We start from the raw sequence: 26,782 nt of genomic DNA, 5'->3' as shown, positions 1-26,782 counted from the left end.
TACTTCATAAGAATCTATGTACCAATAGCATAATTATGGAGATCCGGAATATACACCAAAGCACAACATTTAAACAGCATGTGACTTCCTGTACAAAGGAAACGCATACTCATATAGATACGATCCGTGCATTTAATGATTTCAATAAATTTGAAACGCGGCATACCTTGGTCAGTTTAGTGAACTGGTCAAAGACACCATTAAAAGCCGATTTCAATTTGCATTTAGGCCTCTACGGTATAGCATTACGGTATTTGGAGAACCAGGAAGGAAAGCTATCGTTCATCTTACCGGGACAGGTGCTAGGCCTGAAGCGAAAAAACGAAGCGGATAACGCGAAGGGATACACATTGGTTTTCCACCCAGATCTGATACAAGGGACATCAATGGTAAATACAATCCACCGATGGAATTTTTTCAGTCATTGTCTTTTTGATAAATTTTTGCACCTATTACCGGAAGAACGTCAACTCGTGTCGGACTGTTTTACCAATATCGCACTAGAACTGGAATACTCGCTGGATAAGCACAGCAAAAAACTAATTGTCTCTCATATTGAGCGTCTGGTAAATTATTGCCAGCGTTTCTATAGCCGTCAATTTCCATTGCCTGAGAATTGTTCCACGGGAGTTTTACAGCGCTTTGATGAATTGTTGAATCACTATTTTTCAACCGAAAAACCGTCTGAAATGGGTATTCCTTCCGTGTCCTATTTTGCCGACAGGCTACATCTATCACCTAATTATTTTGGCGATTTGATAAAAAAAGAGACGGGCAAGCCCCCTTTAGAATACATTCAGCATAAAATAGTTGATGAAGCAAAAAATAAGATTTCTGAAGGCAAGAAATCTATTAATGAAGTAGCTTACGAACTGGGTTTTACTTATCCGCAGCATTTTTCCCGTTTCTTCAAAAAGATAGTCGGACAGAGTCCTAATGAATTTAGGGCTACCTGTTTAAGATAAAAACAACAAGAAATAATCACCAAAAGTAGGACTATAATCTACTTTTTGATGATTATTTCTCATTTCGGCAAATAAAAAATAGGGCGAATTTCATTTACTTTCTTGCTGGCGGCGGTGTCATTGTTTTGGTAAACGAAAGCGATCCCATCCTCCACTTGTCGTTTTTCTTTACGTAGACTTCCGTTACAATAAATGGATTAGTGACTTCATTACCACCTACCACAGCTAACAAGGTAATCCTGTTTAACAATATAGCTGTGTTATCGATTATTTCAACCGATACGTCATGGATATCCGCTTTCTTATAATGGATACCCCCACTCTCGATTACTTGGAGCTCCCGCTCTTTTCCCCAAGATCCTCCCATATGTACAAAGACAGACTTATCATCGAAAAGATCTTTCAGTTTGTCCACGTTCTTATCGGCCATCCATTGCCATTTCTCTTTGGATAGGTTAATGACTTCCTGTTCGATGGCAGAACTTTGCGCAAAAGTTTGCATGCTGATAAAGAGAAATATCAGCCCTTGAATTGTTGTTTTCATCTGTACGTAAATTTTAAGTGTTTTTAGGATTGAATTCGTGCTAATGTTTAATGCTATGGGTATCCCGCACAGTACTAAATGTCAAGGCTAACAATTTCCAACCATCCGCATCTTTTTTATAGACCTCTGTAACCGTAAATTCATTTTTTGCATCATTACCTCTAACCACCGCATTCAAGGTAATGCGGTTCCATAGGACGACAACATCGTCAACAATTTCGACTGCCACATCGTGAACATCTGCTTTTTTATACCAAATGCTTCCGGTTTTAATAATATCGAGCTCCTCATCCTTTTTCCAAGTTCCACTCATGTGAACAAATTTTGACTTATCATGGAAGAGCGAAGCCAGTTTGTCCACGTTCTTATCGGCCATCCATTGCCATTTTGTTTTAGAGAGATTCTTGATCTCTTCTTCTATTGCCGAATCTTGTGCGAAAGACAATTGTACACCCACTATGATTAATAATAATCCGATGATCCATTTTTTCATATTTCTTTGTTTAAATAATTCTTATGGAGATTTACTGTTATACCGATTAGGTTGATTTCAATTCATTGATGAACGGCTGGTTATAAAAGCGTTTTCCGGTAGCCCTATAAAGTGCATTTGCCACGGCAGCAAAAGCTGGTGGGAATGGAGGTTCTCCCATTCCTGTAGGATCTTCCTCATTTTTTACAAAGTGCACCTCAATCGTTTTCGGTGCCTCGTTCATTCTTATCAACCGGTATGTTGTAAAGTTATTCTTTTGCGGTACACCATCCTTGAACGGAAGTTCTCCATAGAGAGCATTTCCAATGCCGTCAATAATGGCTCCCTCAGCCATATTAGTAGCACCATCTTTATTAACCACAATTCCGCAGTCAATAGCAGCTACCACTTTTTCTACTTTTGGCGAATTGTTGTTCATCACCAGATCAACCACCTCTGCGACATAGGAGTTATGGCAAAAATAGGCCGATACACCACGGTGCACTCCCTGCGGTGTTTCCTTCCATTTAGATGTCTCACGTACCAGTTCCAATACACCCGCATAGCGTGCAGCATCGTAATCATTCTTTTCGCCAACAGGATTTGTCTTTGCCCGTTCCAATAGCTCCAGACGGAAATCTATCGGATCTTTACCCATTTCCATCGCCAGTTCATCCAAAAAGGACTGTTCTGCGGAAGCAATAAAATTGGAACGTGGCGCCCGGAAAGCCCCGATGGTAATATTAGAAGGGATTTGCCATCCCTCAGCAAGGTAGTTATCTATGGCACCTGCCGGAAAACGATCGGCATGTACGGGTGTTTCGGGAATTCCTCCTGCTTTTACATGGAAAGCAATGAGCTTGTTATCTTTATCCAGCGCCGCACGATAGGTAGCACTGTAGGTAGGGCGGTAAATACCGGCGGTCATCTCGTCTTCACGTGTGTAAACTAATTTAACAGGAGCTTTAACCTGCTGGGAAATAACCGCTGCCTCAATGAAATGATGCCCATAGGCTCTGCGACCAAATCCACCACCCATACGGGCCAGTTTGATCTGTATTTTCTCTTTTGGCAGACCAAGTCTTTGCGAAAGTGTGCCTATTATAAACTCCGGAGCTTGTATAGGTCCATATAATTCCGCTTTATCTGCCGTTACATGTGCAAAACAGTTCACGGGTTCCATGGTATTATGTGCCAGAAAAGGAGCAGTGTAGGTGCGTTCGAGGATTTTTGTGGCCGATCTGAAAGCACTTTCCGGGTCTCCATCTCTGCGGATGATATTTCCCGGTTTTTTACTAAACTCTTTCATCTTGGTTTGATGCATTTCGGTACTCTCCAAACCCGAAGGATATTTCGCCTCTATAGTTTTAGCGCCTGAAGTCCACGATGATCCCATCTTAAAAGTACGTTCCGGCTCTTGTTCCCATTCCACTTTTAAGGCTTTTTTAGCCTGCAAAACCTCCCAGGTGGTATTACCAACCACTACGGCAAACTTCGTGAAGCTGGTCGTGTCGAAAAAGTTCTGTACAATATCTCCGGTAAGCGAGTCAATTGTAAATATGGCTTTCACCCCGGGCATAGATTTCGCTACGCTATCATCCATCGATTTAAACCGCATGCCAAATGCTGGAGGATGTACCACCATCGCGATAAGCATGCCCTCTGTCTTATAGTCAATCCCGAATAAAGATTTTCCTTTGAGAATATTCTTGGTTTCCACATTTTTTTTGGAAGAGCCTACAATTTTGAAATCGGAAATATTTTTTAGCCTTACCAGTTCTGGTACCGGTATCTTGGCTGCCGTGGAAGCCATCTCGCCATATCCAGCTTTTTTTCCACTGCTTTTATGCAATAGCGTACTACGTTCGGTGGTAATTTCCGAAGCAGGAACATTCCATTGCCCTGCAGCTGCCAGGATCAGCATCTGCCTTGCCGTGGCGCCCGCCGTTCGTAAAGGAGACCAAGCTTGTCGGACAGATTGACTCCCGCCGGTAAATTGTCTTCCATAGCGTTCGGGATAAAAATCTGCCTGCTCCACGATAACCTGTTCCCAATCGATGTCCAGCTCTTCGGCCAGTATCATGGGCAGGGAGGTCTTTACGTTCTGTCCAAACTCAGGGTTTGGATTGAATAAGGTAACCACACCATTGTCACCGATCTTTATGTAACTGTTCATTTCGAACCACTCCTCAGGCATTTCAAGCGCTTTCTTTCCTGCGGGCTTGCAGCTGGCAAGCCAACTGAAATGCAGCACCATACCGCCGCCTGCAAGTAGCGCTGCTTTCAAAAAGGATCGTCTGTTTACGGTAGTTTTTATTAGGGTCATCGTCTTTTGCTTTTACAATTAATAATTGGCCGCCGTTTTAATCGCTGCTTTTATTCTCAGGTAAGTACCGCAGCGGCAGAGATTACCAGTCATAGCTGCATCGATATCGTCGTCAGTAGGATTGGGCTTGGATTTCAATAGCGCTGCTGCGTTCATAATCTGTCCGGCCTGGCAATAGCCACACTGGGGGACATCGTGCTCTTCCCATGCTTGTTGCAATGGATGGTCTCCATCTTCCGATAGACCTTCAATAGTCGTAATCGCTTTATCACCAATCGCAGAAATCGGCAATGAACAACTCCGTACTGCTGTTTCATCGAGGAGTACGGTACACGCACCGCAAGATGCCACACCACATCCATATTTGGTTCCTACTAAATCAAGATGTTCACGTAATACCCACAGGAGCGGTGTGGAAGGATCAACCTCTAGGGTATGCGTTTTTTTGTTGATGTTTAGTTTAGTCGCTGTCATGGTACTATTATTTATACGATTTCTTTAACTTAATTATCAGCTATTTTGATCGACTAGATTTGTTTAGCTTGTTAATGAAGGCTTGGTGGGTAACGCTAGAAAATGCGTCGGCAAGGGCCGCAGATATGGGAGGAAGGCTTGACTCGCTCAAGCCTCTTGGATCAATATCCTTTTTTACAAAATGAACCTCTATTCCGTTTGATGTTTTTTTCATCGGATTTTGCGATAATTGGTAAAATTGTTCTGCCGCTACTAATGATGCCTCCTTCTTCTCATAATGCGCACATTACAAAAATGTCATAAAAAGAGTAATCTGCTGTATACAAATTACTGATTTAACTACCAATATTACTGATGAAATAATTAATAAGAGGTGAATCGCTTAAATTTGGATTATCAGGTTAATTTATTAGCCTCCACTTTAAAGCAGAGTATGACGATCTTATAAATTTAACTGATTTTGCTTATAGGCAAATCACGGATCATTAATGAAAGAGATAAACGATATAATCCGAGCTTACGAAACAGCATTGCAAAACGGCTATAGTATGGCTCTTGCCACGGTTGTCAAGGTAGAGGGTTCCTCTTATAGGCAACCCGGCGCACGTATGCTTGTAACAGAAGACGGAAATTTAACAGGTGCGATAAGCGGTGGGTGTCTGGAAGGCGATGCTTTACGAAAAGCCTTACTAGCCATCCATCAGCAGAAGAATAAATTAATCACCTACGATACAAGCAATGAAGATAATACCGAATTTGGCGTGCAGCTAGGTTGTAATGGCATCGTCCATATCCTGTTTGAATTTATCGATACCGATAATGCAAACAATCCGGTAGCCTTGTTAAAAAAACTACAGGCCGACAGAAAGGAAGCCGTTATTGTTACGCTTTTTTCAACCAAACATCGGGACATGCAAAGAGGAACTATTTTGCTGGCGGATAAGGGAGGAAACGTTTTCGATCCATCCTCTGACATTGATCTCTCGGTATTGGAAGAAGATATTCATAGGTCTAGAGAAGAAAAACAACATTACCTAAAAAAACTAATTCGACAGGGACAAGAGCTGGAGGCTCTTATCGAATATGTCGCCCCCGCGATTAACCTTGTTATTGTTGGAGCAGGAAATGATGCGAAACCATTGGTAGAAGCAGCTGACCTCTTAGGCTGGGACACGACCATTATTGATGGCAGAGCAACGCACGCCCTTTTGCAGCGATTTCCCAAAGCGAAGCAAGTTATTTTATCAACAGCAGATCAAGTTGCAAGTGTTGTGAAAATAGACTCTTTTACGGTCTTTGTGCTGATGACCCATAATTACCATTATGATCTGGCGGTATTGAAATTGCTAATCGGGACAGTCACACCCTATATTGGCGTTCTTGGTCCCAAAATAAAACTGCAACGTATGTTCGACGATCTCGAAACAGCGGGAATAGTACTGAACGAAAGGCAGAAAGAACGGATATATGGGCCTATGGGATTGGATATTGGAGCAGAAACATCGGAAGAAATTGCCATCTCCGTGGTATCGGAAGTAAAGGCTATTTTGAGAAGGAGGAGTGGCGGCCCACTTAAGTTTCTGAAAACAAAAATACATGAAGATATCCCGATAATTCCATGAAAAATAAAATCATAGACCAGTTCGGGCGCCTACATAACTATCTGCGGATATCGCTTACGGATAACTGTAATCTACGTTGTTTTTATTGCATGCCAGAGGAGCACCATGCCTTTACGCCTCATGCCAAGCTCATGCAAGTGCATGAAATCGACCAGCTGGCAAAGATTTTTGTAGACCACGGCGTAACAAAGATCCGTTTGACCGGTGGTGAGCCCTTGGTAAGGAAGGATGCTCCGGCTATTATTGAAATCCTTTCCAAGCTACCGGTAGAATTGACCATGACAACAAACGGAATCAGGATCAATGATATGTTACCGCAGATTATAAAAGCGAATTTTAGCAGTATCAATGTCAGTCTAGATACTTTGCAACGGGAAAAATTTAACCGAATTACACGGAGAGACTATTTTAACCGAGTACGTCACAACATCGACCTGCTCATTAAAGAGCAGATACATACGAAGATAAATGTGGTTGTAATGAAAGGTTTAAATGACGATGAAATATTGGATTTTGTCGGACTTACCAAGTTGTATCCTGTTGAAGTACGCTTTATTGAATTTATGCCGTTCAGTGGAAACCGATGGTCAAGCAATCAGGTGCTTACTTTAAACGAAATATTGGAACGGATAGCAAGAGTCTATCAAATAGAGCCCATCTCTCCCAAATCCAATGACACCACAAGACCTTTTGCCATAGCTGGTCACCTTGGTAAAATAGCTATCATCAGCACCATGACGGCCCCATTTTGTGAAAGCTGTAATCGTATACGTTTGACATCCGATGGAAAATTAAAGAACTGTCTTTTTTCAAAAGAGGAAACGGACCTACTATCAGTATTGAGGAATGGTGAAGATGTCCTACCGTTGATACAGCGAAGCATACACTCCAAAGCGAAATCTTTGGGAGGACAATTAACTGAAAACTATAAAGAGATAGAAGTTGATTCTTTAATGAACCGGAGCATGATTACTATTGGCGGATGACAAAAAGGACAGGTATAGGACGCTTATCTTTTGCACACAAACTGTCTGATCATTGTTCGGAAAGATGATGAACCGGTTTTGACCGGTGAAGAGGCTGAAGCTTATTTACTTTAAAATCCTAGTACATTATACATGAATCTAAAATTTCTTTCCCTCACTTTTTTATGTCTTTCGATCCAGCAATCGTGGGCACAAACCAAAACAGAAACAGATAGTATAAAGAACGTCTTTAAGCTGGGAGAAGTAACTATCATTGGTCAAAAAAACATAAATGCTGTCAATGCAGAGCAGATCGAAAAATTCGGTAAAAACGACGTGGCCGGCGCATTAAATCTGCTGCCGGGCGTAACACTCACTTCTATCGGGGCCAGAAACGAAAGTGTGGTCAATGTTCGTGGATTTGACCTACGTCAGGTACCCCTATTCATTGACGGCATCCCGGTATATGTTCCCTATGACGGAATGGTTGATTTGGGGCGGTTCACCACCTTTGACGTCTCGGAAGTTCAGGTATCAAAGGGAAATGCTTCAGTACTCTATGGACCGAATGCTCTCGGCGGCGCGATCAATATCATTACCATAAGACCACAAAAATCTTTGGAAATCCAAGGGGCTACAGGATACATATCCGGGGGATACCGGACCAATTTCAATGTCGGAACCAAATGGGATCGCTTTTACGTGCAGGCATCTTTTTCCCAACTGAACCGGGACTTCTTCCCGATGTCTAAGAAATTCACGTCTTCGGACGCTGAGGACGGCGGGAGGCGGGACAACTCCTATCAGAATGACCGGAAGTACCATATCAAAGTCGCTTTCACACCAACGGAAAACTCAGAGTATGCTGTTGTCTACAGCTATCAGCGGGGGAGTAAGGGAAATCCCTTCTATACGGGAACCGATACCAAGAATGCCCAGTTCAGCAGGCCTCGATATTGGGAATGGCCAAATTGGGATAAACAGAGTGTATATTTCCTTTCCAATACGGCTATCAACGAAAAGCAGTTTCTCAAAACACGGATCTATTACGACTTATTCAAAAACCTATTAAACTCGTGGGATGATGCCTCCTTTACAACTATGGGCCGCGGTTATGCCTTTGCCAGTGTATACCACGACTATACCATTGGCGGTATCGTACAGCATGACTACCGGACGGGAAAGCGCAATCTCCTTTCAAGCTCCATCCAATATAAACAGGATGTCCACCGGGAACATAACGTTGGTGAGCCTCAACGGAATATGAATGACGGCAACTTTACCCTTGCTGTGGAAGATCGTTTTAAAATCACGGAAGCATTGGATCTTACCGCCGGGGTGAGTTACAACAACCGCAAAAGCTTAAAAGCGCAAGATTATAATGCCGATGCGGACGAAGTCGGTAATTACCCCTCCAATTCCAATGATGCTTTTAATATACAAGGAGCATTACAGTATCGGCTGACACCCAATCAACAGCTAAACCTTTCTATCGGCAAAAAAACGAGATTTGCTACCCCGAAAGACCGCTATTCCTACCGGATGGGTACGGCCATCCCCAATCCGGATCTGAAGGCAGAGCAGTCTGTCAACTATGATCTGACCTACAGCAACAGATTGTTTGATCATTTGTTTCTGGATGGCTCTTTGTTCTACAGTAAAATCAGCAGGACCATTCTCATGGTAAACAATGTACAATACGATGAAGGTGCTGACATGCGGCTCAGCCAATTGCAGAATACCGGAGACAGCGAGTACATGGGATTTGAGCTTGCTGCCAGTTATCTCGTCTGTCCAGATTTTACTGTTGGATCGAACTATACCTTCATTAAAAGAAACAATATCAGTAACCCGGAAATCTATCTCATGGATGTGCCGCGTCACAAATGGATGCTCATGGCCGGTTACGAGCTGAACGACCGCTTTCGGGTGCAGGCGAATATGGAACATAACTCGAAACGTTACAGTACTTCCTATGGTACGGAATCGCCGGGTTTTACGCTTTATAACGCCAGTGTAGGCGTTAAGGTCTGGAAGTGGTTCTCGCTCGAAGGCGGCGTAAACAACATGTTCGATAAAAATTATACACTGACCGAAGGTTTTTATGAACCAGGCCGTGTGTTTTACAGTAACCTTGTCTACAAATTCTAAGCTATGGAATGGTTTTACGTTATGCTTTTTTTTGTCGCTTTCCTCTATGCTTCCGTGGGACATGGTGGGGCAAGCGGCTATCTGGCATTGATGGCGCTGTACGGAATAGCCCCGCAGGAAATGAAGCCGACTGCACTCGTATTGAACCTGTTTGTATCCCTGACCTCCTTTATTCAGTATTACAGGGGGCATTTTTTCAAAAGGGACCTCTTTCTGACAGTTGCCGCAGCGTCCATACCCTTGGCCTTTATCGGAGGGTCGATCACGCTGGACGATAATCTGTATAAACGTGTACTTGGTGTGCTGCTGCTATTTCCCATTACCCGGTTTTTCTTTTTCAGAAGTCCCGGTGCGCACGAACTGAAGCCTTATAATATTTTTGGAGCCGTTGCAATCGGTGCTACTGTTGGCCTGCTATCCGGTATGATCGGCATTGGTGGTGGGATTATCCTGTCTCCGCTGTTGATACTGTTGAAATGGACGGACCAGAAACAGACCGCCGCCATTAGTGCAGCCTTTATTTTTGTAAATTCGCTATCGGGATTGGGCGGTATGCTCACCCAGGGCATCACCTTCAATAGCGATATGTACATTTACATTGCCGTTGCATTTGGTGGAGGTCTGATGGGGGCTTATCTAGGATCGAAAAAACTGAATCAGGATGGCCTTAAATATGTACTGGCAACGGTGCTCTTGGTGGCTGCCTATAAATTATTGTTCACAACAGCTTAAAAAAATATACAAATTAGAATATATGAAAGCGATTCTTACAACTTTTTTGATTTTATCCGCTGTATTTCTTCGTGCGCAGGACATGAAGAATCTTGACATTATTACGCCTGACAACAAAAAGACAACACTTACTTTTGAAGAGACAGCCACCTTTGAGGTTCATTCGCTGGATAGCTTGCGTATATATAACCATGCAGGAGTGTACCGTTCAACGCTGAAAGCGGTAAAAGGTATACTACTGAAAGATATATTGAAGGACATTACCTTCGGTGAAGAATCACCGAAGGTATTGAGCGAATATTACATCGTATGTATCGCAACAGATGGGTATAAAGTGGTCCTGTCATGGAATGAACTGTTCAACACGCCCATCGGGGACAGTGTATTGGTCGTTACTAATATCAAGGCCGCGACAAATGGAGAACAGGAAAATGAACTCGCGTTGCTTTCGCCAAAAGACAAGGCCACTGGAAGGCGATACGTAAAACAATTACAGACAATTAAAATTTTGCGCGTAAAAATATGAAAGTAAAAATACAGATCTTTCGTTCGCTAATCGAGCTACTCAACAAAGAGTCGTCTCATGCATTGGATGTGGACGGACTGCTTACCAAAGTTATAGAACAGCGTGCCCGGTTAGACGGACGCGAATTATTAGTAGCCGTGAATAATACAATTGTACAGAAGAACATAGTTTTACAGGAAGGTCGCGTTGAAAACAAATAATAATGGATAAAAAGAGAAAGAACATATTTGTAGAGGGTGCCATTCCACCACACTTGATTGCCGATAGTATTGCAAAGCATTCCTCTAAGACGGATATCGGCGCACACAGCATCTTCCTCGGACAGATTAGGGCCGATCAGATCGACGGCAAGACGATCCGTGCAATTGAATACACGACCTATGAAGACCTTGCCTTCACTAAAATGTCGGAAATCAGGGAAGCCATCTTTGAAAAATATCCGTTGACCTGTATGCATGTATATCATAGTACCGGCACAGTGCAGGTTGGTGAAATATGCTTTTTTTGTATTCGTTTCTTCCAGCCATCGGAAAGCGGCGATCGCAGCATGTGAAGAGCTCGTCGACTGCGTAAAAACGGAGCTGCCCATCTGGGGGAAGGAAATTTTTGAGAACGACACGCATCAGTGGAAAGTAAATAAGTAATATGAAGGAATGGTGGTACTGATCTTTTAAATCGGGGGAAACCTCCTGTGTAAGCTAAAGAGTCGTTCTCAATCGGTTTGCCGTACGCTCGACGGCTTCAATAGTTTTAGCGATCTCTTCTTTGTTTGTGAATCTCCCTAGGCTGAACCATACGGAAGAACGTCCGTCTAAGCCACTTAAACCCATCACTATTAGCACATGCAGCCTGCTGACCGTTGCCGAATAGGTGGAACGGTCCGACACGGCAATGGTGACTTTTCACAAATCTCCTTGGGTAAGGATAGCGATTAAACTAATTCGAAAAACTTCGACTACTGTAAAAAAGTAATGCATGCAGTGGTTTTTTCAAGAAACGCAGCTAAATATCTTAAAGTTAAACTCCATTTTTCCCTTCTCATAATTCGAGCATCAGTAATAATGGTAGCAGATCCTGTAATGATGGTACTTTTTGTAGTGGGGTATCATCTACTTTTGTCTATATGGGTTTATATACACAACAAAATGGAAAGGTCAGCTTATTTTTCGGCACACTATGCATCATCCTTTTGCTATCTTTTTGTTATTCGCTTGGAAATGCTAAAATTAGACAGGAAACGGTGTCAGACCAAAGGGATGAAATCCTTTCGCTATCCGAAAAAAAATGGAAGTGGATGATGGACAGGCAAATTGACTCGCTCCATGTACTATTTGATGAGAACATTGTTTCCAGGCAACCAGAAATAAGAATGGATAAAGCAGGTCAGCTCGATGCCATAAAAAACGGAAATATTCGATACAAGCACATAAACATTCTAGAAACTGATATCCAAATCGTTGATAATATTTCAACGCTGCTAACTAAGGTTGAGTTTAACTTTCTAGGTCGGAAGGAGTCGGAAATTAAATACGTCACTGAAGTATACAAAAAATCTAGTAACGACTGGAAACTCATCCTTTTTCAGATTAGTCCTGTCTAAAGCCTTTCGGTTACGCAACTTATTTGCATAACCGTCTCACGCGAATGTTAAATCAAATTGGGATTGGGCATTATGGTTTATTCCGGGCATTGCCCGGAAGTGTATTCCATTAAAAATTAAAATAGATAAATCAAGCATAACACATTAATATGGAGCAAAACAAAACATTGTCGACCCCATTAAGCCGGGTTACATTACTTGATGCGCTAAGGGGTTTTTCTTTATTGGGCGTGATACTGATGCACATGCTTCAACAGTTCAGTATTTTCTCATTCTCTCCCGATGCTCGCAAACCACTATTCCCAGCCATTGACGAAACAGTACAGTGGATTGGGCAAAATGTTATCATGGGTAGGTTCATAAATATTTTTGCTTTTTTATTCGGGTTGAGTTTTTTTATTCAACTCGATCGTGCAGCTAAAAAGGGAATTGACTTCAGGGGACGCTTCATTTGGAGGATGGTTGTCATGTTGGTCATAGGATTAATCGGCAATTGCTTTTACAGCGGCGAGATCATCTCTCTTTACGCCGTTTTCGGAGCAATTTTGGTTCTGCTCTACCGTGTAAAATCGTGGATTTTGATCGCGATTGCAGCTTTATTACTTCTTGGGACGCCGCGGATTATGCAGGTCAGTTACAACACTTTCCTGAAAACAGAACAGACAGAAAATCCTCGGCAAGAAATTAGGCAACGCCAAGCTGCTCAGATCGATGCAGAGGCCAACAAGCCATCTTTCATTAATTCGATAAAGCACAATTTTACTCGAGGGTTACAAGGAAAGTTAAATTATCAATTCGGTTTATTTGGGCGAGGGTATATCACATTGGCATTGTTCATAATCGGCCTGGTTGTCGGTCGTTTAGGTTTTTTTGAGCGAGTGCAACCGAAAAGAAAAGTCGCTTTGCTTTTTTCAGCCTTTGTAATTACTATAGTGCTGATAAGCTTTGTTGTCGGTCTACTTCCCGATTTGAATTTTCGTTCGTTAATGAACGGTGAAGCGGAAAGCATTTTTTCCGGACTAACCGTAATGACGTTGAATGATCTAAAAATAGTTGCCTTTTCAGGAGCAATAGTTACAGGGTTCACTCTTTTATATCAAAATAGGCATTTCAGTAAATACCTGGATGTCTTTTCACCTTATGGGCGCATGGGGTTGACAAATTATGAAATGCAGAGCGTTATCGGATGTCTGATATTTTCGATGTGGGCATTTGGACCCATTTTCCAAACTTGGGGAATGACTGAATTATTTTTATTAGGCGTAGTGTTATACATTTTCCAGTTGATATTTAGTACGTATTGGCTCAAAAATTATTTATATGGTCCGTTAGAGTGGTTCTTACGTTCGGCAACTTACTTAAAGATGCAACCATTTCGTAAGTAAAATGAATTAGGAAGTTTTTACAAGACATATCCCTCAAGTTATCTGTAGCTTGGGGGCTTTTTTATTTATTCCAGAGCTTGTACGAAATGTATCATGGTATATAATATATATCCTTTTGCTATAATGTCGACACTTTCCAATGGTTAAACATACTAATCAAGAACTTACAAGGCAAAAAATTAGGTATGAGTCAAAGCTAAACAGCTCACTTATCAATCAAACACTCGAATGTGTATCAGTTAAAAGTGATAACTCGCTAGATCTGCATTAAATCTTTAACCACTCCCCAATAAGTTGTCAAACAGCTTAATAAACCTTTTTCAACTTTGACAGAAGTTATCGTCAAACCATGAAGAAGACTATAAGAAAAAAGCTTACAAAAGCACCCGAGTTTCAAAAGAGCTTACAGCTAAACATTAAACCTGTGCGAAATACCCGAACAGATATCAGGCAATTATTACGTTCGTTTATTCCGCGCCATCCAACCAAAGGAGTAGAAGACATTGATCCTCTTTACTGAAATTGAGGTATGACCAAATAGGTTTAGATAAAACAATCCATTAACAGATAATTCAAGTTTAGACTACGTTCCGGTAGGTCAGTTATGGCCCACGTGGGTGGGCAGCAAAGATGTATTTTCGTATACGAAAACATCTTTGCCGTCCTTGAGGCCGGGGACTTTACTCGGAACTCGTAAAGGCAGAACGGGCTTTTTTTGCTCTTAAAACCACCCGTACCTATAAGCAGAATAAAAAGCGTACGATCATTTGATTTGTAGGCTTTTTGTGTTTTACGGTATCCTGTTCATTTAATAGCTCCCAAAGATAATAACCTTTCAAAAGTCACGTCATCCTGATCATGTACTTATAAATGTAATTAGCACTTTCGGGCGTTATTCCTGCTAGGGCAGTCAATTCGTCTGCAAATCGAAGCAGGGACCCACAGCCTGCCTTGACGAACAGCTTACGCAATCCTGCGTCGCCCGAAATATCGTAGGCAAGGAATGCATCCATCCTGTCTACCATCAGGTACTTTCTGTCCATACGCTGCCAGTTGGTGAGGTCCGCTAGCTTACGGCCTTCTGGAGTACCGTCATTGGTGAGGAACAGGAAGGTGCGCACCACCCACCTGCCGTCATGAGGCGTGATGACGAAATAGCCCACTTTATGTTTGCCGATGTAACATTCCAGCAGAGAACGGCCTTCATAATGCCGGAAATGCGGTTTACCGTTCGTGAACAGGTTTGTGAAAATTGTCAGCACATAGCCGGATGGGAAAGAAGTACGCTCCTTGAAGCGATTGAACGCATGCTGCTGCGCATAGAGGGGCATGGCCACGCTGTCATTTATCCCCTCAAAACCCAAATCACTTGGACGTAGCAAAGGCCAGTCGAAGACCCTTATCTCCTTTTGACTAGGGATACCAAGTTTGGTAATCACTCTCTTCCTCCCGTCAATGTTCAGCAGGCCGGTCTGATGCGGCAGACGGTACACACGGATAACATTTCGCTGGCCGGGACTTATCACGGCCATGCCATCGGCGCGGCTCCTGACCGTCCCGCGGTAAAAGTCGTACAACTGCAGGTCTGCCAAGCCCATCAGCTGCAATGCCTCCTCTTTCCGCCGTCTGTACCAATCGCCATTCGTGAAATAAGGGCCGAAAGCCCGTATCAGTGCTGATGCGCCCCTGAACCTGTTGTCTATGCCATACTGTACATGGTGGATGAGGACCAACGCATCGGTGAGGAATCGGGTATAGCTAATGCGCTCGCCCATGAATGTCTCCACGTACCTGTTGGAAAACAGTTCCACCAGAGAGCGCCTGTATCTCAGGGCTTCCTCATCTGTCATTACCCGTCTACCATCCAGCACGACTTTGATGGGCGGGTATCGGCGGGCAGACATCAGGCGTAGACTTCTTTCGGGAAATAGGTCAAAGTAACCCGCGCCTACCATCTTTTCGGAGATGGTACGGATACGTACATAGAATGCTTTCCGTTGTGTCAACTTTGTATCCCTGGCTAACGGCTTTTTCCTCCCTTTTCTTTTCATATCACTTCAGTATGAATGTTTATGTGGATGCCCCCGGGCCCGATCGGCAGAACTACCTGTTGTATCCTCGGCGGTCGTCTTTACGCACGGTACAGCATGCAATTTTTGCCCGACTGGAAACCTCTGCCAATGCTGCATGGTTTTCTTTTTTCGGCCTGCAGAAGCTTACCATTCCTTCCCGTTCATACATCGTCACACCTTCCTCCTGTATTGCTGCCAGCACCTCGTTCACCGGAGCCTTGTAGCATACCGATATGCTGATGCGCACATCAGCCGGGATGCAGTAGATGTTTTCCACACGGAAACCCTGCCAGCGGCTCGCCTCGGCCACAAATTGCCGCAAGGGTACATCCCTGTATGTACGTACTGCCTTTGTCCAGGTCAGTTCTCTGTCCGGATTGCCATGCGGTGAATAGGTCAGGGAGTCTGTTGGAACGGTCGTAGCCATGCGCCGGTAGCTTGCCACGATGCCCAGTGCGCCATAGCAATCCAGTTCGAGCTGCCGTTTTTCCGTTCGGCTCCTTAGCGATAGCTTGCCGCCCATGAGTACCGTTCTGGTATAGCCCTTCACTGCCATGACGCTAAAGTCCCCATTGCCGCACTCTATCAGGCTGTTGAACGTTTCCATGACGGACCGTACCCTTCCATCCCTCAGTGGGACCTTCACGTAGGCCTCGCCCATCAGCTTCACCCGTTGAGGCTCGCCGTCAGCATGGGAGAGCGGAAAGTGCAGCTTCGACCCCGCATTCAGCCGTATGCGTACACCGTCCGGCAGCTCCACGATACATTGCTGTCTGGATCCGGTAACCACAGAGATATCAAGGATGCCCGTGTCGGCGGCCGGGGCATTTGGGGACTGCATCAACTTGATTATCCCTTCACTGTCCTTGATGACGGCTATTTGTCCTAAACGGATGATCTGCCCGCTGTCCTTACTACCGACCCGTCTTCCGGAGGAGTCGCCCCAACGTACCGTGCAGGCAAATTCGGATGCGGGGATTTCCTTATCCGGTGGCACATCTCCGCATTCACCCGCAGACAGATAAAAATCTGGCTGTCTGTCACGGCCAAGATAGGCAATCAGCATAACCAGCAATACTGCGGCCGCGGCTATACCTCCCAGTCTCAGCGATACCATCAGCCTTCCGTTGCCCTTTCCATAACTGCGACAGGCACCTGAACGTATCGCTTCAAAGTCGGGTTTCCATTCCTTCAGGGGGTCCTCCGACAGTTTTCCCTCGAGTGCCGTCAGCACCTCGCCCGCCATCCGGAGGAATTCCCCGTCGTCGTAGATCTTCCGTGCGCCTTTCAGCCGCTCGGCCTCCACCGGTGTGAGCGTACCCTCCACCTGCTTCTTTATCAGTTCTTTCACATATTCCGGATCGTGAATCATGTCATTTCCTTTTATAATAATCCCTCAAATAAAAATTATGCCCAGTACTCCCTTCAGCCTCCTGCGGATCTTCTTCAATGCCCGGACCAATAGATTCTTTACCGTCTGTTCGGCCATACCGTTCCGCTCCATCACTTCCCTGTTGGTCATGCCGTCCATCTTGACCTGCAGGAAGACCAGTCGCTCTTTCGGTGTCAGCGTATCGGCGGCCTGTCGGATAAGCCTGTCCAGCTCCCTGCCTTCCAGTTCGCTGTCGGCACGGTTTGCATCTGCCACTCCGGCATCCCCATCCAGCGTTTCGGTGCCACGTCTGGTTTCCTCCCTTATCCTGTACAGGGCGATGTTATGTGCCACGCGCATCATCCATTCCAGGGGTTTCTTCTTTCCCGCGGCTTCCTCCCGTTTTTTCCAGACCACCACCAATGCCTCTGAAATCACATCCTTTATCAGGTCATCGTCGTTACGGATGAAATTCCGCAGGTAGGTAGCCAGCAAGCCGCCATAACGGCTGTAAATGGCCTCAAGCGCCGTGTCCGGTCGGTTCACCAGTTGCCTGAAAAGTTCAACATCGTTATATCTGCGTTTAGCTCCCATGCGCTCATCGATTTGGGATGGCCTGAAACACCAATCAACGAATTTTATCCACTTGGTTTTCAGTTTTATATGAAAAAAATTAAAATTTATATGGTACCAAACCCGCTTCTATGCAAGTTAGATATAAAGAGAAAGGTTTTGTATTGATGGAATAATACAAACCTACATAAAAAAACAAAAACATTATAATTTTTTAGACAGTTCAGGAAAAATTAGCCGATTTCATCGAACACCATAGGTAATTCCGTGGAAGGGTGGCCTTATTTTGCCTGAATGTTGCCTAAAACAGGTGAGATAATCCGGAAAGGATGAATTAGCAATCAGGGAAATTACATCGAGGCGGCACCCCCAAAGGGAGGGACCGCCGAGGGCTGGTCGGCCAAAAGACTATATAAAAACTCTTTAAAAATTAAAAAGATGAAACCATCATGATTTATTCAAGCCACGCAGGGGAATGAATAAATCTGATAGCTTCATCATCGCTAAAAAACAATTTAAAAAGATGAAAAAACTACTGATTGGTTCAGTTTTATCATTGTTCGTACTAACCGGGTTAGTCACAATGTCATTTGCTTTTATTAATAAAAGTGAAGGTAAGGTTGAGAACAGGCAAGAGGACCTACATTGGTTTCAGGTAAACACCGAAAGGGAGCCTGATCAACCGCTTACTCAAGCGGACGTGACCTATATAGGGCAAAGTCCGACTCCGCCACCCGGAACAGGGTGTGGAGGGGCTGAGTATCAATGCATTTCAGGGTTTACCGATGATCAGGTAAATTCGTCGAATCAAATCATCGGTTCACAGATGCCTGAGAGTGTAGCGAGTTTGAAAAATTAAGTTATCAGGCAGGAAGGTGGTGAAATAACTTCCTGCCTGATAATCGTTCCGATTCAGTAACCGTTATTCTGGCTCAGATTCGGATTATTGTCTATTTCTGTCTGGGGTATAGGGAATAGTCGAGCCGTAGGCCTCCAATTTGGCTTTATCGGCGCTAACGTTTCATCTATCAATCCGGTCCGTTTAAGATCAAACCAGCGATGCCCCCACTCACACATCATTTCGCGTCTTCTTTCCTGCTGTATCAGATCGATCAGTCCGGATTGTATATTCCCGGACACCGGAAGTAAACCGGCTCTACCTTTAATTATGTTAACATCATCTTCGGCAGGGGAAATTTCATTTAGGTAAGCATAGGCTTCGGCCCGTATTAGATATTGCTCTGCCAAGCGCAGCACACTGTACCTTTCACTTACCGATGTCTGCATTGCGTTCAATTTATATTTATACGGTATTGGATAGTCGGTTCCACTATTTGTATTGATCCGCATCCAATTATGCTTCCTGAGATCGTTATCATCAAAAGAATTAAGCAATTCATCCGTGATGACATAAGTCGGAACCGCGGTTGTGGAAGTGGGGACAAAATAATATCCTTCCCATGTTTCCCTGCCCGGATATACCGGAGCAAATCCCCAAAGAATTTCCTTACTGCCAACTTTAAAAACATCGTCCAGATCAGCCTCTATAGCGTATCGCTGTGAATTGATCACATAGCTTGCTTCCTCCCTGGCAGCATCGTAGTTTTTGGTATAGAGATAGGCTCTTGCCAGCAAAGCCGAGGCAGCGTAGTGCCCTGCCCTTGTATTATTATAGTTGGAGGTCTTTGGCAATAATGACTTCGCGGACTGTAAATCTGCGATCAGCTGTGAGTATACCTCATGCTCATCTGTTCGGGACAACAATCTGTTTTTCCCGTAATCCGTGGTCAGAATCAGAGGAACTGCACCATATAGGTTGGTAAGATTGAAATATAAAAAAGCACGGATTGTCAATGCTTCGCCCAGAAACAGGTTCTTTTGGTTTTCCGGTAACGTGTTACTGTTCCGTATTCCCTCTATGCAGGCGTTTGCCTCATAGATAAACTTATAAGCGGATGTCCATAAATTTAGATTTGTAGTATTTGTCGGTAATATATTCACGGCGTAAAATTCCTGGTTCTGGTTGTTTGCGGTGTGATACAGTTCATCGGAAGATAGTCCGGTAAAAGCTGTAATTCCACCTGAACTAAATCCCAGGTTGAATGCCTGCAACATGTCCACGTATATTCCCGCTATTGCTGCATTGGTATTCACGCTATCTTCAAATACATACGCGGTAGCAATCTGATTCTTTGGCAGATCAATTTCCACAAATTTTTGACAGGACGTAAAGATTAAGATGAAAGGAACTATAACATATGAGAGCGAATTTTTCATGGCGATTTGATTTTAAAGGTTTAATTGAAGTCCCAGAACCACGGTTTTAAGGGTGGGAACGGCGTATATGCTTTGCGTCTCAGGATCATTTCCCAAGTAGTCTGTTATGGTAAAGAGGTTCTGGGCATTACAGAAAATACGCAGATTTTTAACCTTGATACGCTGCAACAATTCATTGTGTAAGTTATAAGACAGAGAAATCGTTTTAAATCTTATGTAGGAAGCGTCGGAGTAGGCTCCATCTGAACGTACAAAATTGCTCGCCGCATTGTACACATCGGTATATTGCGTAGAATACTTTTGATGGGTCGCCCGGTCTCCGGGAGATTGCCATCTGTCCAAAAGAACGGCGGGAAGATTCATCTGACTACCGGGAAGATAGCTATACACCTGCTGCATATAGTTAACGCCCATTTGTTTCCTGAACTCCAGGAATATATCAAACTGAAAATTGCGGTAGGAGAAACTATTGAGAAAACCGCCAAAGAACTCCGGATCAAGATCTCCCAGATTTTGATAATCATTCAGTTTTCCTGAAGAAGGCCGCCTCGGAGAATCGGTGACATTTCCTTCCGCATCATAAAACCGGAACACTCCCGTTTCTTCGCTTACTCCCGCATATTTAAAGCCCAAAACGGTATTCAGGGACTGTCCTAAAACGTACCTTGTGAGATAGCTCGACGATTCGAGACCGGGAAATGACAGTAATTTATTTTTGGGAATGGAAAGATTAAAGGAGGAAGACCAGGTAAATTGACCGTTTTTGACATTGGTGGATTGTAATAGCAATTCTATTCCCGAATTTTGAACCTTAGCCTCCCAATTTGCGGCGATGTTAAAGAACCCGGTCATAGTAGGTAAATTATATGACACCAATTGGTCTTCTGACCTGTTTTTGTAATAGGTGGTGGTCAGGAAGATTCTATCTTGTACGAACCCTAGCTCGAGGGCTGCTTCAAACTTCTTTGTTGAAGCCCAACTTAACGACGGGTTGAAAAGATTTTGCGGAATGTAGCCTAAAGTGCCATCGTATGTATACAATGTCGTCTGCCACCTTGATAGATATTGATAATCTGAAGTGGCATCACTTCCGGTTACGCCATACGATCCCCGTAGCTTACCATAAGAAAGAAATTGCAATTTGTCTTTAAAAATGTTTTCCTCACTGAATAGCCAGCCTAATGCTATGGAACCAAAGTTTCCGAATTGTCTACCGGGGCCAAATCTGCTTGAGCCGTCACGTCTAGCATTAAGGCTGAGCAAATACCTGTTATCAAATCTATAATGAAGTCTTGAAAACATTGCTGCATATTTGTATTCATTAAATCCGTCGGAAGCATTTCTCGTCGTCGCTGTCGAGATAGATTCTATAAGATTATCATTTATATAGCCCGTGCCCGTAATCATCGTCCGTTCATTTATGTCTCTCTGGAGTGTTGAACCTACGAGAAAATTAAAAGAATGTCTATGGATGCTTTTTTGATATTCGATCTGTGGTTCTATAATCCATGTACTGAAGTTGTTTTTGCCAAAATTTGCGGAAGCCTGCGTATTGAGAATGGGATTGATTGCAGCTTTGGGGGTCCCTGAATATTCGTCAGTATATAGCGTATTGTAACCAAAACTGGCTCCGGCTTTCAATCCGCTTATAATCTCATAACTGAATTGCAGGTTACCTGTCAGATTGTTGTTCCGTACATGATATTTGTTTTTCAGATAACTTAGGGGATTGGCCAGTGTTCCGCCCCTTCCAAGGGGTATTCCTCTGTATGTCCAGACAAGGTTACCGTTGTCATCTAAAAGATCGGGATAATTTGGATCAAGCTTAAAAGCCTCAAGGAGGTTCCGGTTCCCGGATGAATTATTCTTGTAGTAAGAATAATTGGAAGAAAACTGTATGCGGAATCTTTTGTCGTTGGATGCGTGATTCAGATTCACCAGAAAGTTGGCCCTGCGATCCCCAAAGTCTCCCGGATATACATACGTATTCCGGTTAAATCCTGCTCCGATCCTGAATTGTGTATTCGTTGTTCCTCCCGACAGAGATAGGTTTGCAATCGTATTTTTTGCGTTGTTTCCCAAAAAATATTCTTTCCAGTCGGTTTCTTTATTCGGATCAAAAAGTAAAAGATCGGGAGCATACCCCTCGCTGTCCTGTGTCAGATTTGGCTCAAGACCGCCATTGGCGATGGCTTCTTTTCTCATCATAAGATATTCCTGTGTATTCATCATGCGCATGGTTTCGCCAACAGAGCTTATTCCGTGTGATAAATCCATCTGAAAATCTGTTTTACCGGTTTTTCCTTTTTTTGTCGTAATCAGTATGACGCCGTTACCGCCCCTTGATCCATAAATCGCTGTTGCATCGGCATCCCGCAGTACTTCAATGCTTTCAATATCTGAGGGATTGATACTGTTGAATGGGCTGAAACCTCCGTAGGGATTGTTGGACACAACACTGTTCCCGGGAGACTGAACGGATGCCAATTGGTTGACATTGCGGTTCTGTGGTGAAAAAGGGACACCGTCAATGATAAATAGGGGGTTGTCTATCGGGACTACCGATGCCAGTGTACTGTTTAAAGTATTCTGCCCCCTTATCTGCAGATTATAGTTTGAACCGGGTAAACCACTTGTACTGGTTACCGCTAACCCGGGAACCCTTCCCTGTAATGCTGCCAATGGATTGGTTACAGGCTGTTTCCTTATATCTTCGGATTTCACTGTTGTCACAGATCCAAGATTATATCGCTTGGTCGTTGTTCCATAGGCAATGACCTGTACTTCATCCAGAATGCTTATATCTGGGTTCAGATGGATCTGCATGTCGATCCCGAATAGGGCCTTTGCCTCCAGTGGTTGGTAGCCGATCCCCGAAAATAGGAGCATGTTATTCGAGTTTGGTACATTAACTATAAAATTCCCCTGTGAATCCGTCTTTGTTTCAGCGCCGGAACCTTTAACGCGAATGGAAATATCGGGTAACGTCTCTCCTTCGGTGTTGTAAACACGGCCTTTCACCTGCTGGCAATAAGCTGCAACAGGTAAAAGAGTTATTATTAATAGGTATATATATTTCATCTGTAAATAATTTTATCCATCGGTCAGATGGAGCTTACCATGTTTAAAATTTACATTCCCCTGTGTGATGAAAATGAAATTTTAAACGTGGACGGTTCATTTAGGTTTAGTTTAATTATCTGATAAAATAACCACCGGTAGCTCACGCTTCTCTTTGGTCAATATGATGCCCTGCTTTAAAAGACTTGTCTGAACTTCGTGCTTTTGAAGAAGGTCGGCTGGCAGATTGAGTTTTACCGGTGTGCCGATTCCCGTTTCATCCAAAAATGGTTGGCCATACAACCTTTCCAATTCGTTTAGTAAATTGGAAAGTGGGTAGTTGTTGAAATAAATATCTGTCCCATCATTGTCGTATAAATTTGTTTCACTTTTCAGGTTGTTCGGAAAATCGGTCGCGATGGAACCGTTACCGGATTTAACCACCCAGCAATCCAGTACCCTGTTTTCTGATCGAAGGATGTATCCAAAGAATTTTTGTAAGTCGTGCCGGACGATTTTCTTCGCATTTTGTTCCGAAGTAGGTGGAAACTGCGCCTCGTAGTTATATAGATTTTTATGCTTCCAATTTAGTGAAGTATTGCCGCTTTCAAACGGTTCGGGATTTTCAACGTCAATAACCAACCTAGCTTTTGACAGATTTTGAATTTCAGGGTAAGCGTATGAATATATCATCGAAAGACGGGCATTTGTAAATGCTACTCTTGATATCAATCGTTTGTTATCTCTATCCGTACTAAACGAGCTTTTCAGTCCGTTGACAAATGGGGCCAAGATCGACTTGTATATATATTTAGGTGCTTCCCCTCCGTTGCCGTTTTCAAACAAAGGCTGACGGATGTTATACTCGGTTTCAGGTACGTACGATGTCTGTATATCTTTACCGTCAAACGTGTTTTGAACATTCCCATCGGTTAGATCTTCGCCGTTAGTTGCAGCAAGGTACCTTCCTCCATTTATCCATACATAGTGAGGTATCGAGCGGTGCGGGAACAGCTTTTTAAGAACGGTATCCGCAACGATGGATGTCAGGTTATATTCCTTCTGGCGTTTGGATAAAAACTGCTCTGCCTTATTTCGGGTATCTCTTGTAGATCTGCTGTTAACTAATAGTGTCTTTACGTGTTTCTCGTTGTCATTTTGCAAAGCAGCTAATTTTGGGAAATTTTTGATACAGCTACCGCACCAGGTAGCCCAGAAATCCAGTATGATTAACTTGTCGCTGTAGTCTGCAAGCTTTATTGTTTCCTTGCCCTGGGGATGGTTCACCACTTGTAAAGGTAGATTCCATAAAGCGTCAGGGATGGTATCTCCTATTTGCAAAGGCGTAATAGAATCTGCGGATAAAGCCACGCCGTTGGCAGCAGGGGCGCCTAATCCCTGCTGCCTGGCGTGGGCCAAACAAACACAGAACAAGAAGGTGGAGAGCGAAATGCTTAAAGCAGTTCGACGTCTATATTTTGTAGGAGATTTCTCGCTTAATTTTACAATATGGTTAGAATGAAAAAGGCATAACAATTCCTTTATGAAATCTAGGTTCATTTTCTTTAGTTAAGTTGATGGGAATAGTAACAGAATTACAACATGATATATAGAGATGTTTTTTTATCAAGCCAAATCTATTCGGGCGCCGATATAATTAAAACGAAAAGATCACAAAAACCTTTTATCCGGAATGGAAAGCAAAAAGAGCGGTTAAGCGAACCAAAAGTAGGTGCAGGTTTATTGTCCTCATTACTGAGCACTAAAGAACCGGCCCGAGTGAATAAACTAAAACCCACACCCAATTTGGTCCATATAAGGTTTTTAATAGACATATCTCCAATTACTGTTTCTTGTTCTTTAGGCTCAGAGAGGAGTATGTCAATAGTACGGTGTAAATATATGCAAACGATTTATGTACGCAAATAGTCCTACATAAAATTTTTAATTAAATATTCTTTTTGTATATGACTCAAGAGGAGGAGAAATTTTTAAAAGCCTTTGGAAAGCATCTCAAAGCAATCCGTGAGGGGCAAAAGGTAAGAATCGGAAGTAAAATCAGCTTGAGAATATTGGAACAGTTAGCTGAAGTAGATCACAGTCAAATCCACCGCATTGAGAAAGGGCGAACAGCACCTTCTTTACTTACATTGAAAGCATTGGCTAAAGCGCTTGGAATAAGTCTGTCAGAATTGGTTTCTTTTGAAGAATAAAATTATTCTAATTCTTGGATGCGCTGCATGCATATCTTTTTAGTTATTTCAATCATCTTAGCAATTCTTATATTCAGTTCCTGTACATCTTCAATATCCACTTCAAAGTCCATCTTATATTTTCCGCCGATATACGCTCGGTTAAGAAGATCAAATAATCTTCTTTCGTAGCTATCTTTTATGTCAGGAAAGATAGCATTCAATTCTTCTGAAAGCGATGAAACAGAACGTCTATATTTATTGAGGTTGTGCAGTTTTGGTTTATCGCCCATGAAAACCAATAATAAAGTGCTGTACAAGGATTCGATCGTTTGGAATAAGAACCATAACACTAAGCTCGGTCTTGTCTCGCCTTTTAATGCGTCAGCTAATTCTACTTGAGCATGCTTGTAAAACCGTTGACTATTAATAACCCAAAAATCATAGTAAGATTTAGCGTTTTTATATATCTGTTCTTTCGATAGCGGTCCTGGTTTAACCAATTTTGTTTTTCCTGCATCATACAACAGGACACCATATTTATAGACAGGTATGAAGAAGTAATTTCCTGTTTTTAGCCCATTGTTGAGGTATTTGATGTCATACATAAAGAAATTGATATCGGGCTTAGTTTTTAGCCGCTTTTCCAGCTCATTGGCCAACTCATATTCCTTTATTTCTGTTTTATCGGTAATGACTATTAAATCGTAATCACTGATGTAAAAATACCTGATACCTTCCTTGATGTATACTTGCTCTACATACTTGCCGGTCGCATAACTTCCATAAAGAACGATTTTGTCGGGATTGACAAACTCCTTAATTACTTCTACTATTTGGGCGATTTCTGTCTTTTTGGCTTCAGGTAGGTTGTCGGGTAGTTTTTTCTTCATAATAACAAATTTAAGAATTTAGTAGCAGGCTTGGAAATAATCTAGCCATCTACTGTTGTTCTAGGCGTTATATAAGCATTTTATGCTTTGGTGATTGCTGTGAGCAGTTGTTTTCAGAACGTGCAAAATTACAGTGATGGAGAAAACAAACTAAAGTCCCTTATGTGGGGAATTTCCCAGCAACAGACACCAACGGCCTTTAATCTTTGCAATAGCTTTGCACAGGCGGGTGCAGCTGCATTGAATTAATGTTTTAACTTAAGCGGAGGCGCAACCGTACTAAGGGCGCGGTTTTATATGAAATCGATAGATGAATTAACAAACACGGATAAAGCCAAGCTGATACATCAGCTTTTTCCCGAAGAGATAGCACCGCTTTTGGAATATACATCATCGTTTTGCGTTAGGCTATCTGAAAAGAAAGCAGTTTACGAAAGCGAATGGGGTAGCTAAAGTATCATAACATTTAGCTTTTGGCTTCATCTTGCAGGGGAAACGGAAAAACTCATTAAACGTTTGAAGTACGATATGATTAAAAGCCGACATGTTTTTGCAGAGCAGTTGTGCTTTAACCATAACGC

The 26,782-nt window shown here is 43.0% G+C and carries 25 protein-coding genes; 14 read left to right on the top strand and 11 right to left on the bottom strand.

Annotated features, from left to right (window positions below):
* The first annotated feature begins 35 nt into the window (after nucleotides 1-35).
* A complete protein-coding gene (locus QT327_RS07130) occupies nucleotides 36-965 on the top strand; it encodes a helix-turn-helix domain-containing protein (protein ID WP_289552457.1) in 930 nt (309 codons plus the stop codon).
* Nucleotides 966-1,059: 94 nt separating this feature from the next.
* Here the strand turns inward: QT327_RS07130 and QT327_RS07125 are convergent, their stop codons facing one another.
* The 4 genes from QT327_RS07125 to QT327_RS07110 are packed head-to-tail and all read right to left on the bottom strand — an operon-like array spanning nucleotide 1,060 to nucleotide 4,781.
* Nucleotides 1,060-1,509 carry a nuclear transport factor 2 family protein gene (locus QT327_RS07125; protein ID WP_289552456.1) on the bottom strand — a complete coding sequence of 150 codons (450 nt, stop codon included), beginning with the start codon at nucleotides 1,507-1,509 and terminating at the stop codon, nucleotides 1,060-1,062.
* A 40-nt stretch (nucleotides 1,510-1,549) separates the two neighbouring features.
* Nucleotides 1,550-2,002, bottom strand: a complete 453-nt coding sequence (locus QT327_RS07120; protein WP_289552455.1) for a nuclear transport factor 2 family protein — start codon at nucleotides 2,000-2,002, stop codon at nucleotides 1,550-1,552.
* Between the two features lie 46 nt (nucleotides 2,003-2,048).
* Nucleotides 2,049-4,307: a xanthine dehydrogenase family protein molybdopterin-binding subunit gene (locus QT327_RS07115; RefSeq protein WP_289552454.1), complete on the bottom strand. Its 2,259-nt coding sequence runs from the start codon at nucleotides 4,305-4,307 to the stop codon at nucleotides 2,049-2,051.
* Nucleotides 4,308-4,325: 18 nt separating this feature from the next.
* On the bottom strand, nucleotides 4,326-4,781 hold the full coding sequence (locus QT327_RS07110) for a (2Fe-2S)-binding protein (protein ID WP_289552453.1): 456 nt from the start codon (nucleotides 4,779-4,781) through the stop codon (nucleotides 4,326-4,328).
* A gap of 488 nt (nucleotides 4,782-5,269) precedes the next feature.
* On the opposite strand from QT327_RS07110, the gene QT327_RS07105 reads away from it, so the two are divergent.
* From QT327_RS07105 to QT327_RS07055, 11 genes are all read left to right on the top strand, one after another.
* Nucleotides 5,270-6,403 carry an XdhC family protein gene (locus QT327_RS07105; RefSeq protein ID WP_289552451.1) on the top strand — a complete coding sequence of 378 codons (1,134 nt, stop codon included), beginning with the start codon at nucleotides 5,270-5,272 and terminating at the stop codon, nucleotides 6,401-6,403.
* On the top strand, nucleotides 6,400-7,389 hold the full coding sequence (moaA, locus tag QT327_RS07100) for a GTP 3',8-cyclase MoaA (protein ID WP_289552450.1): 990 nt from the start codon (nucleotides 6,400-6,402) through the stop codon (nucleotides 7,387-7,389). Before QT327_RS07105 ends, moaA begins: the two co-directional genes overlap by 4 nt.
* Before the next feature lie 132 nt (nucleotides 7,390-7,521).
* A complete protein-coding gene (locus QT327_RS07095) occupies nucleotides 7,522-9,519 on the top strand; it encodes a TonB-dependent receptor plug domain-containing protein (RefSeq protein WP_289552448.1) in 1,998 nt (665 codons plus the stop codon).
* 3 nt (nucleotides 9,520-9,522) lie between these two features.
* The gene (locus QT327_RS07090) at nucleotides 9,523-10,251 is read left to right on the top strand and encodes a sulfite exporter TauE/SafE family protein (RefSeq protein WP_289552447.1); all 729 of its coding nucleotides are present in this window, start codon (nucleotides 9,523-9,525) and stop codon (nucleotides 10,249-10,251) included.
* A 22-nt stretch (nucleotides 10,252-10,273) separates the two neighbouring features.
* Nucleotides 10,274-10,777 (top strand): hypothetical protein, encoded by a 504-nt coding sequence (locus tag QT327_RS07085; RefSeq protein ID WP_013663463.1) that lies wholly within the window; start codon nucleotides 10,274-10,276, stop codon nucleotides 10,775-10,777.
* Nucleotides 10,774-10,977, top strand: coding sequence for a MoaD/ThiS family protein (locus tag QT327_RS07080; RefSeq protein ID WP_289552446.1), 204 nt, complete (start codon nucleotides 10,774-10,776; stop codon nucleotides 10,975-10,977). The genes QT327_RS07085 and QT327_RS07080 overlap by 4 nt, the downstream gene beginning before the upstream one ends.
* A gap of 2 nt (nucleotides 10,978-10,979) precedes the next feature.
* Nucleotides 10,980-11,330 (top strand): molybdenum cofactor biosynthesis protein MoaE, encoded by a 351-nt coding sequence (locus tag QT327_RS07075; RefSeq protein WP_289552445.1) that lies wholly within the window; start codon nucleotides 10,980-10,982, stop codon nucleotides 11,328-11,330.
* The gene (locus tag QT327_RS07070) at nucleotides 11,266-11,421 is read left to right on the top strand and encodes a molybdenum cofactor biosynthesis protein MoaE (protein ID WP_289552444.1); all 156 of its coding nucleotides are present in this window, start codon (nucleotides 11,266-11,268) and stop codon (nucleotides 11,419-11,421) included. The genes QT327_RS07075 and QT327_RS07070 overlap by 65 nt, the downstream gene beginning before the upstream one ends.
* A 479-nt stretch (nucleotides 11,422-11,900) precedes the next feature.
* On the top strand, nucleotides 11,901-12,377 hold the full coding sequence (locus QT327_RS07065; protein WP_041387001.1) for a nuclear transport factor 2 family protein: 477 nt from the start codon (nucleotides 11,901-11,903) through the stop codon (nucleotides 12,375-12,377).
* Nucleotides 12,378-12,526: 149 nt separating this feature from the next.
* Entirely contained in the window at nucleotides 12,527-13,762 is a 1,236-nt protein-coding gene (locus QT327_RS07060) for a DUF418 domain-containing protein (protein ID WP_289552443.1), read from the top strand.
* Between the two features lie 349 nt (nucleotides 13,763-14,111).
* A complete protein-coding gene (locus QT327_RS07055; RefSeq protein WP_157622160.1) occupies nucleotides 14,112-14,282 on the top strand; it encodes a hypothetical protein in 171 nt (56 codons plus the stop codon).
* Between the two features lie 322 nt (nucleotides 14,283-14,604).
* Here QT327_RS07055 and QT327_RS07050 read toward each other — a convergent pair whose 3' ends face one another.
* Genes QT327_RS07050 through QT327_RS07040 form a run of 3 tightly spaced genes read right to left on the bottom strand, consistent with a single transcriptional unit; the run spans nucleotide 14,605 to nucleotide 17,800 of the window.
* Nucleotides 14,605-15,813 carry a hypothetical protein gene (locus tag QT327_RS07050; protein ID WP_013663469.1) on the bottom strand — a complete coding sequence of 403 codons (1,209 nt, stop codon included), beginning with the start codon at nucleotides 15,811-15,813 and terminating at the stop codon, nucleotides 14,605-14,607.
* Between the two features lie 52 nt (nucleotides 15,814-15,865).
* Nucleotides 15,866-17,206, bottom strand: coding sequence for a FecR domain-containing protein (locus QT327_RS07045; RefSeq protein WP_013663470.1), 1,341 nt, complete (start codon nucleotides 17,204-17,206; stop codon nucleotides 15,866-15,868).
* Nucleotides 17,207-17,230: 24 nt separating this feature from the next.
* Nucleotides 17,231-17,800: an RNA polymerase sigma factor gene (locus tag QT327_RS07040; RefSeq protein ID WP_013663471.1), complete on the bottom strand. Its 570-nt coding sequence runs from the start codon at nucleotides 17,798-17,800 to the stop codon at nucleotides 17,231-17,233.
* Nucleotides 17,801-18,302: 502 nt separating this feature from the next.
* Here QT327_RS07040 and QT327_RS07035 point away from each other — a divergent pair.
* Complete coding sequence (locus QT327_RS07035; protein ID WP_013663472.1) at nucleotides 18,303-18,638, top strand: hypothetical protein; 336 nt, start codon at nucleotides 18,303-18,305, stop codon at nucleotides 18,636-18,638.
* A 53-nt stretch (nucleotides 18,639-18,691) separates the two neighbouring features.
* On the opposite strand, the gene QT327_RS07030 is transcribed toward QT327_RS07035, so the two are convergent.
* The 3 genes from QT327_RS07030 to QT327_RS07020 form a co-directional block, all read right to left on the bottom strand.
* Complete coding sequence (locus QT327_RS07030; RefSeq protein ID WP_013663473.1) at nucleotides 18,692-20,056, bottom strand: RagB/SusD family nutrient uptake outer membrane protein; 1,365 nt, start codon at nucleotides 20,054-20,056, stop codon at nucleotides 18,692-18,694.
* Between the two features lie 12 nt (nucleotides 20,057-20,068).
* Nucleotides 20,069-23,137 (bottom strand): SusC/RagA family TonB-linked outer membrane protein, encoded by a 3,069-nt coding sequence (locus tag QT327_RS07025; protein WP_013663474.1) that lies wholly within the window; start codon nucleotides 23,135-23,137, stop codon nucleotides 20,069-20,071.
* 111 nt (nucleotides 23,138-23,248) lie between these two features.
* Nucleotides 23,249-24,676 (bottom strand): TlpA family protein disulfide reductase, encoded by a 1,428-nt coding sequence (locus tag QT327_RS07020; protein WP_289552442.1) that lies wholly within the window; start codon nucleotides 24,674-24,676, stop codon nucleotides 23,249-23,251.
* Between the two features lie 407 nt (nucleotides 24,677-25,083).
* Between QT327_RS07020 and QT327_RS07015 the strand changes: the two genes are divergently transcribed.
* Nucleotides 25,084-25,329 (top strand): helix-turn-helix domain-containing protein, encoded by a 246-nt coding sequence (locus QT327_RS07015; protein WP_289552441.1) that lies wholly within the window; start codon nucleotides 25,084-25,086, stop codon nucleotides 25,327-25,329.
* Between the two features lie 2 nt (nucleotides 25,330-25,331).
* Here QT327_RS07015 and QT327_RS07010 read toward each other — a convergent pair whose 3' ends face one another.
* Nucleotides 25,332-26,201, bottom strand: a complete 870-nt coding sequence (locus tag QT327_RS07010) for a nucleotidyltransferase domain-containing protein (protein ID WP_289552440.1) — start codon at nucleotides 26,199-26,201, stop codon at nucleotides 25,332-25,334.
* Between the last annotated feature and the right edge of the window lie 581 nt (nucleotides 26,202-26,782).

The sequence above is a fragment of the Olivibacter sp. 47 genome, from assembly GCF_030372825.1.
GTDB lineage: Bacteria > Bacteroidota > Bacteroidia > Sphingobacteriales > Sphingobacteriaceae > Olivibacter > Olivibacter oleidegradans.
This window is presented reverse-complemented; position numbering and strand designations above follow the sequence as displayed.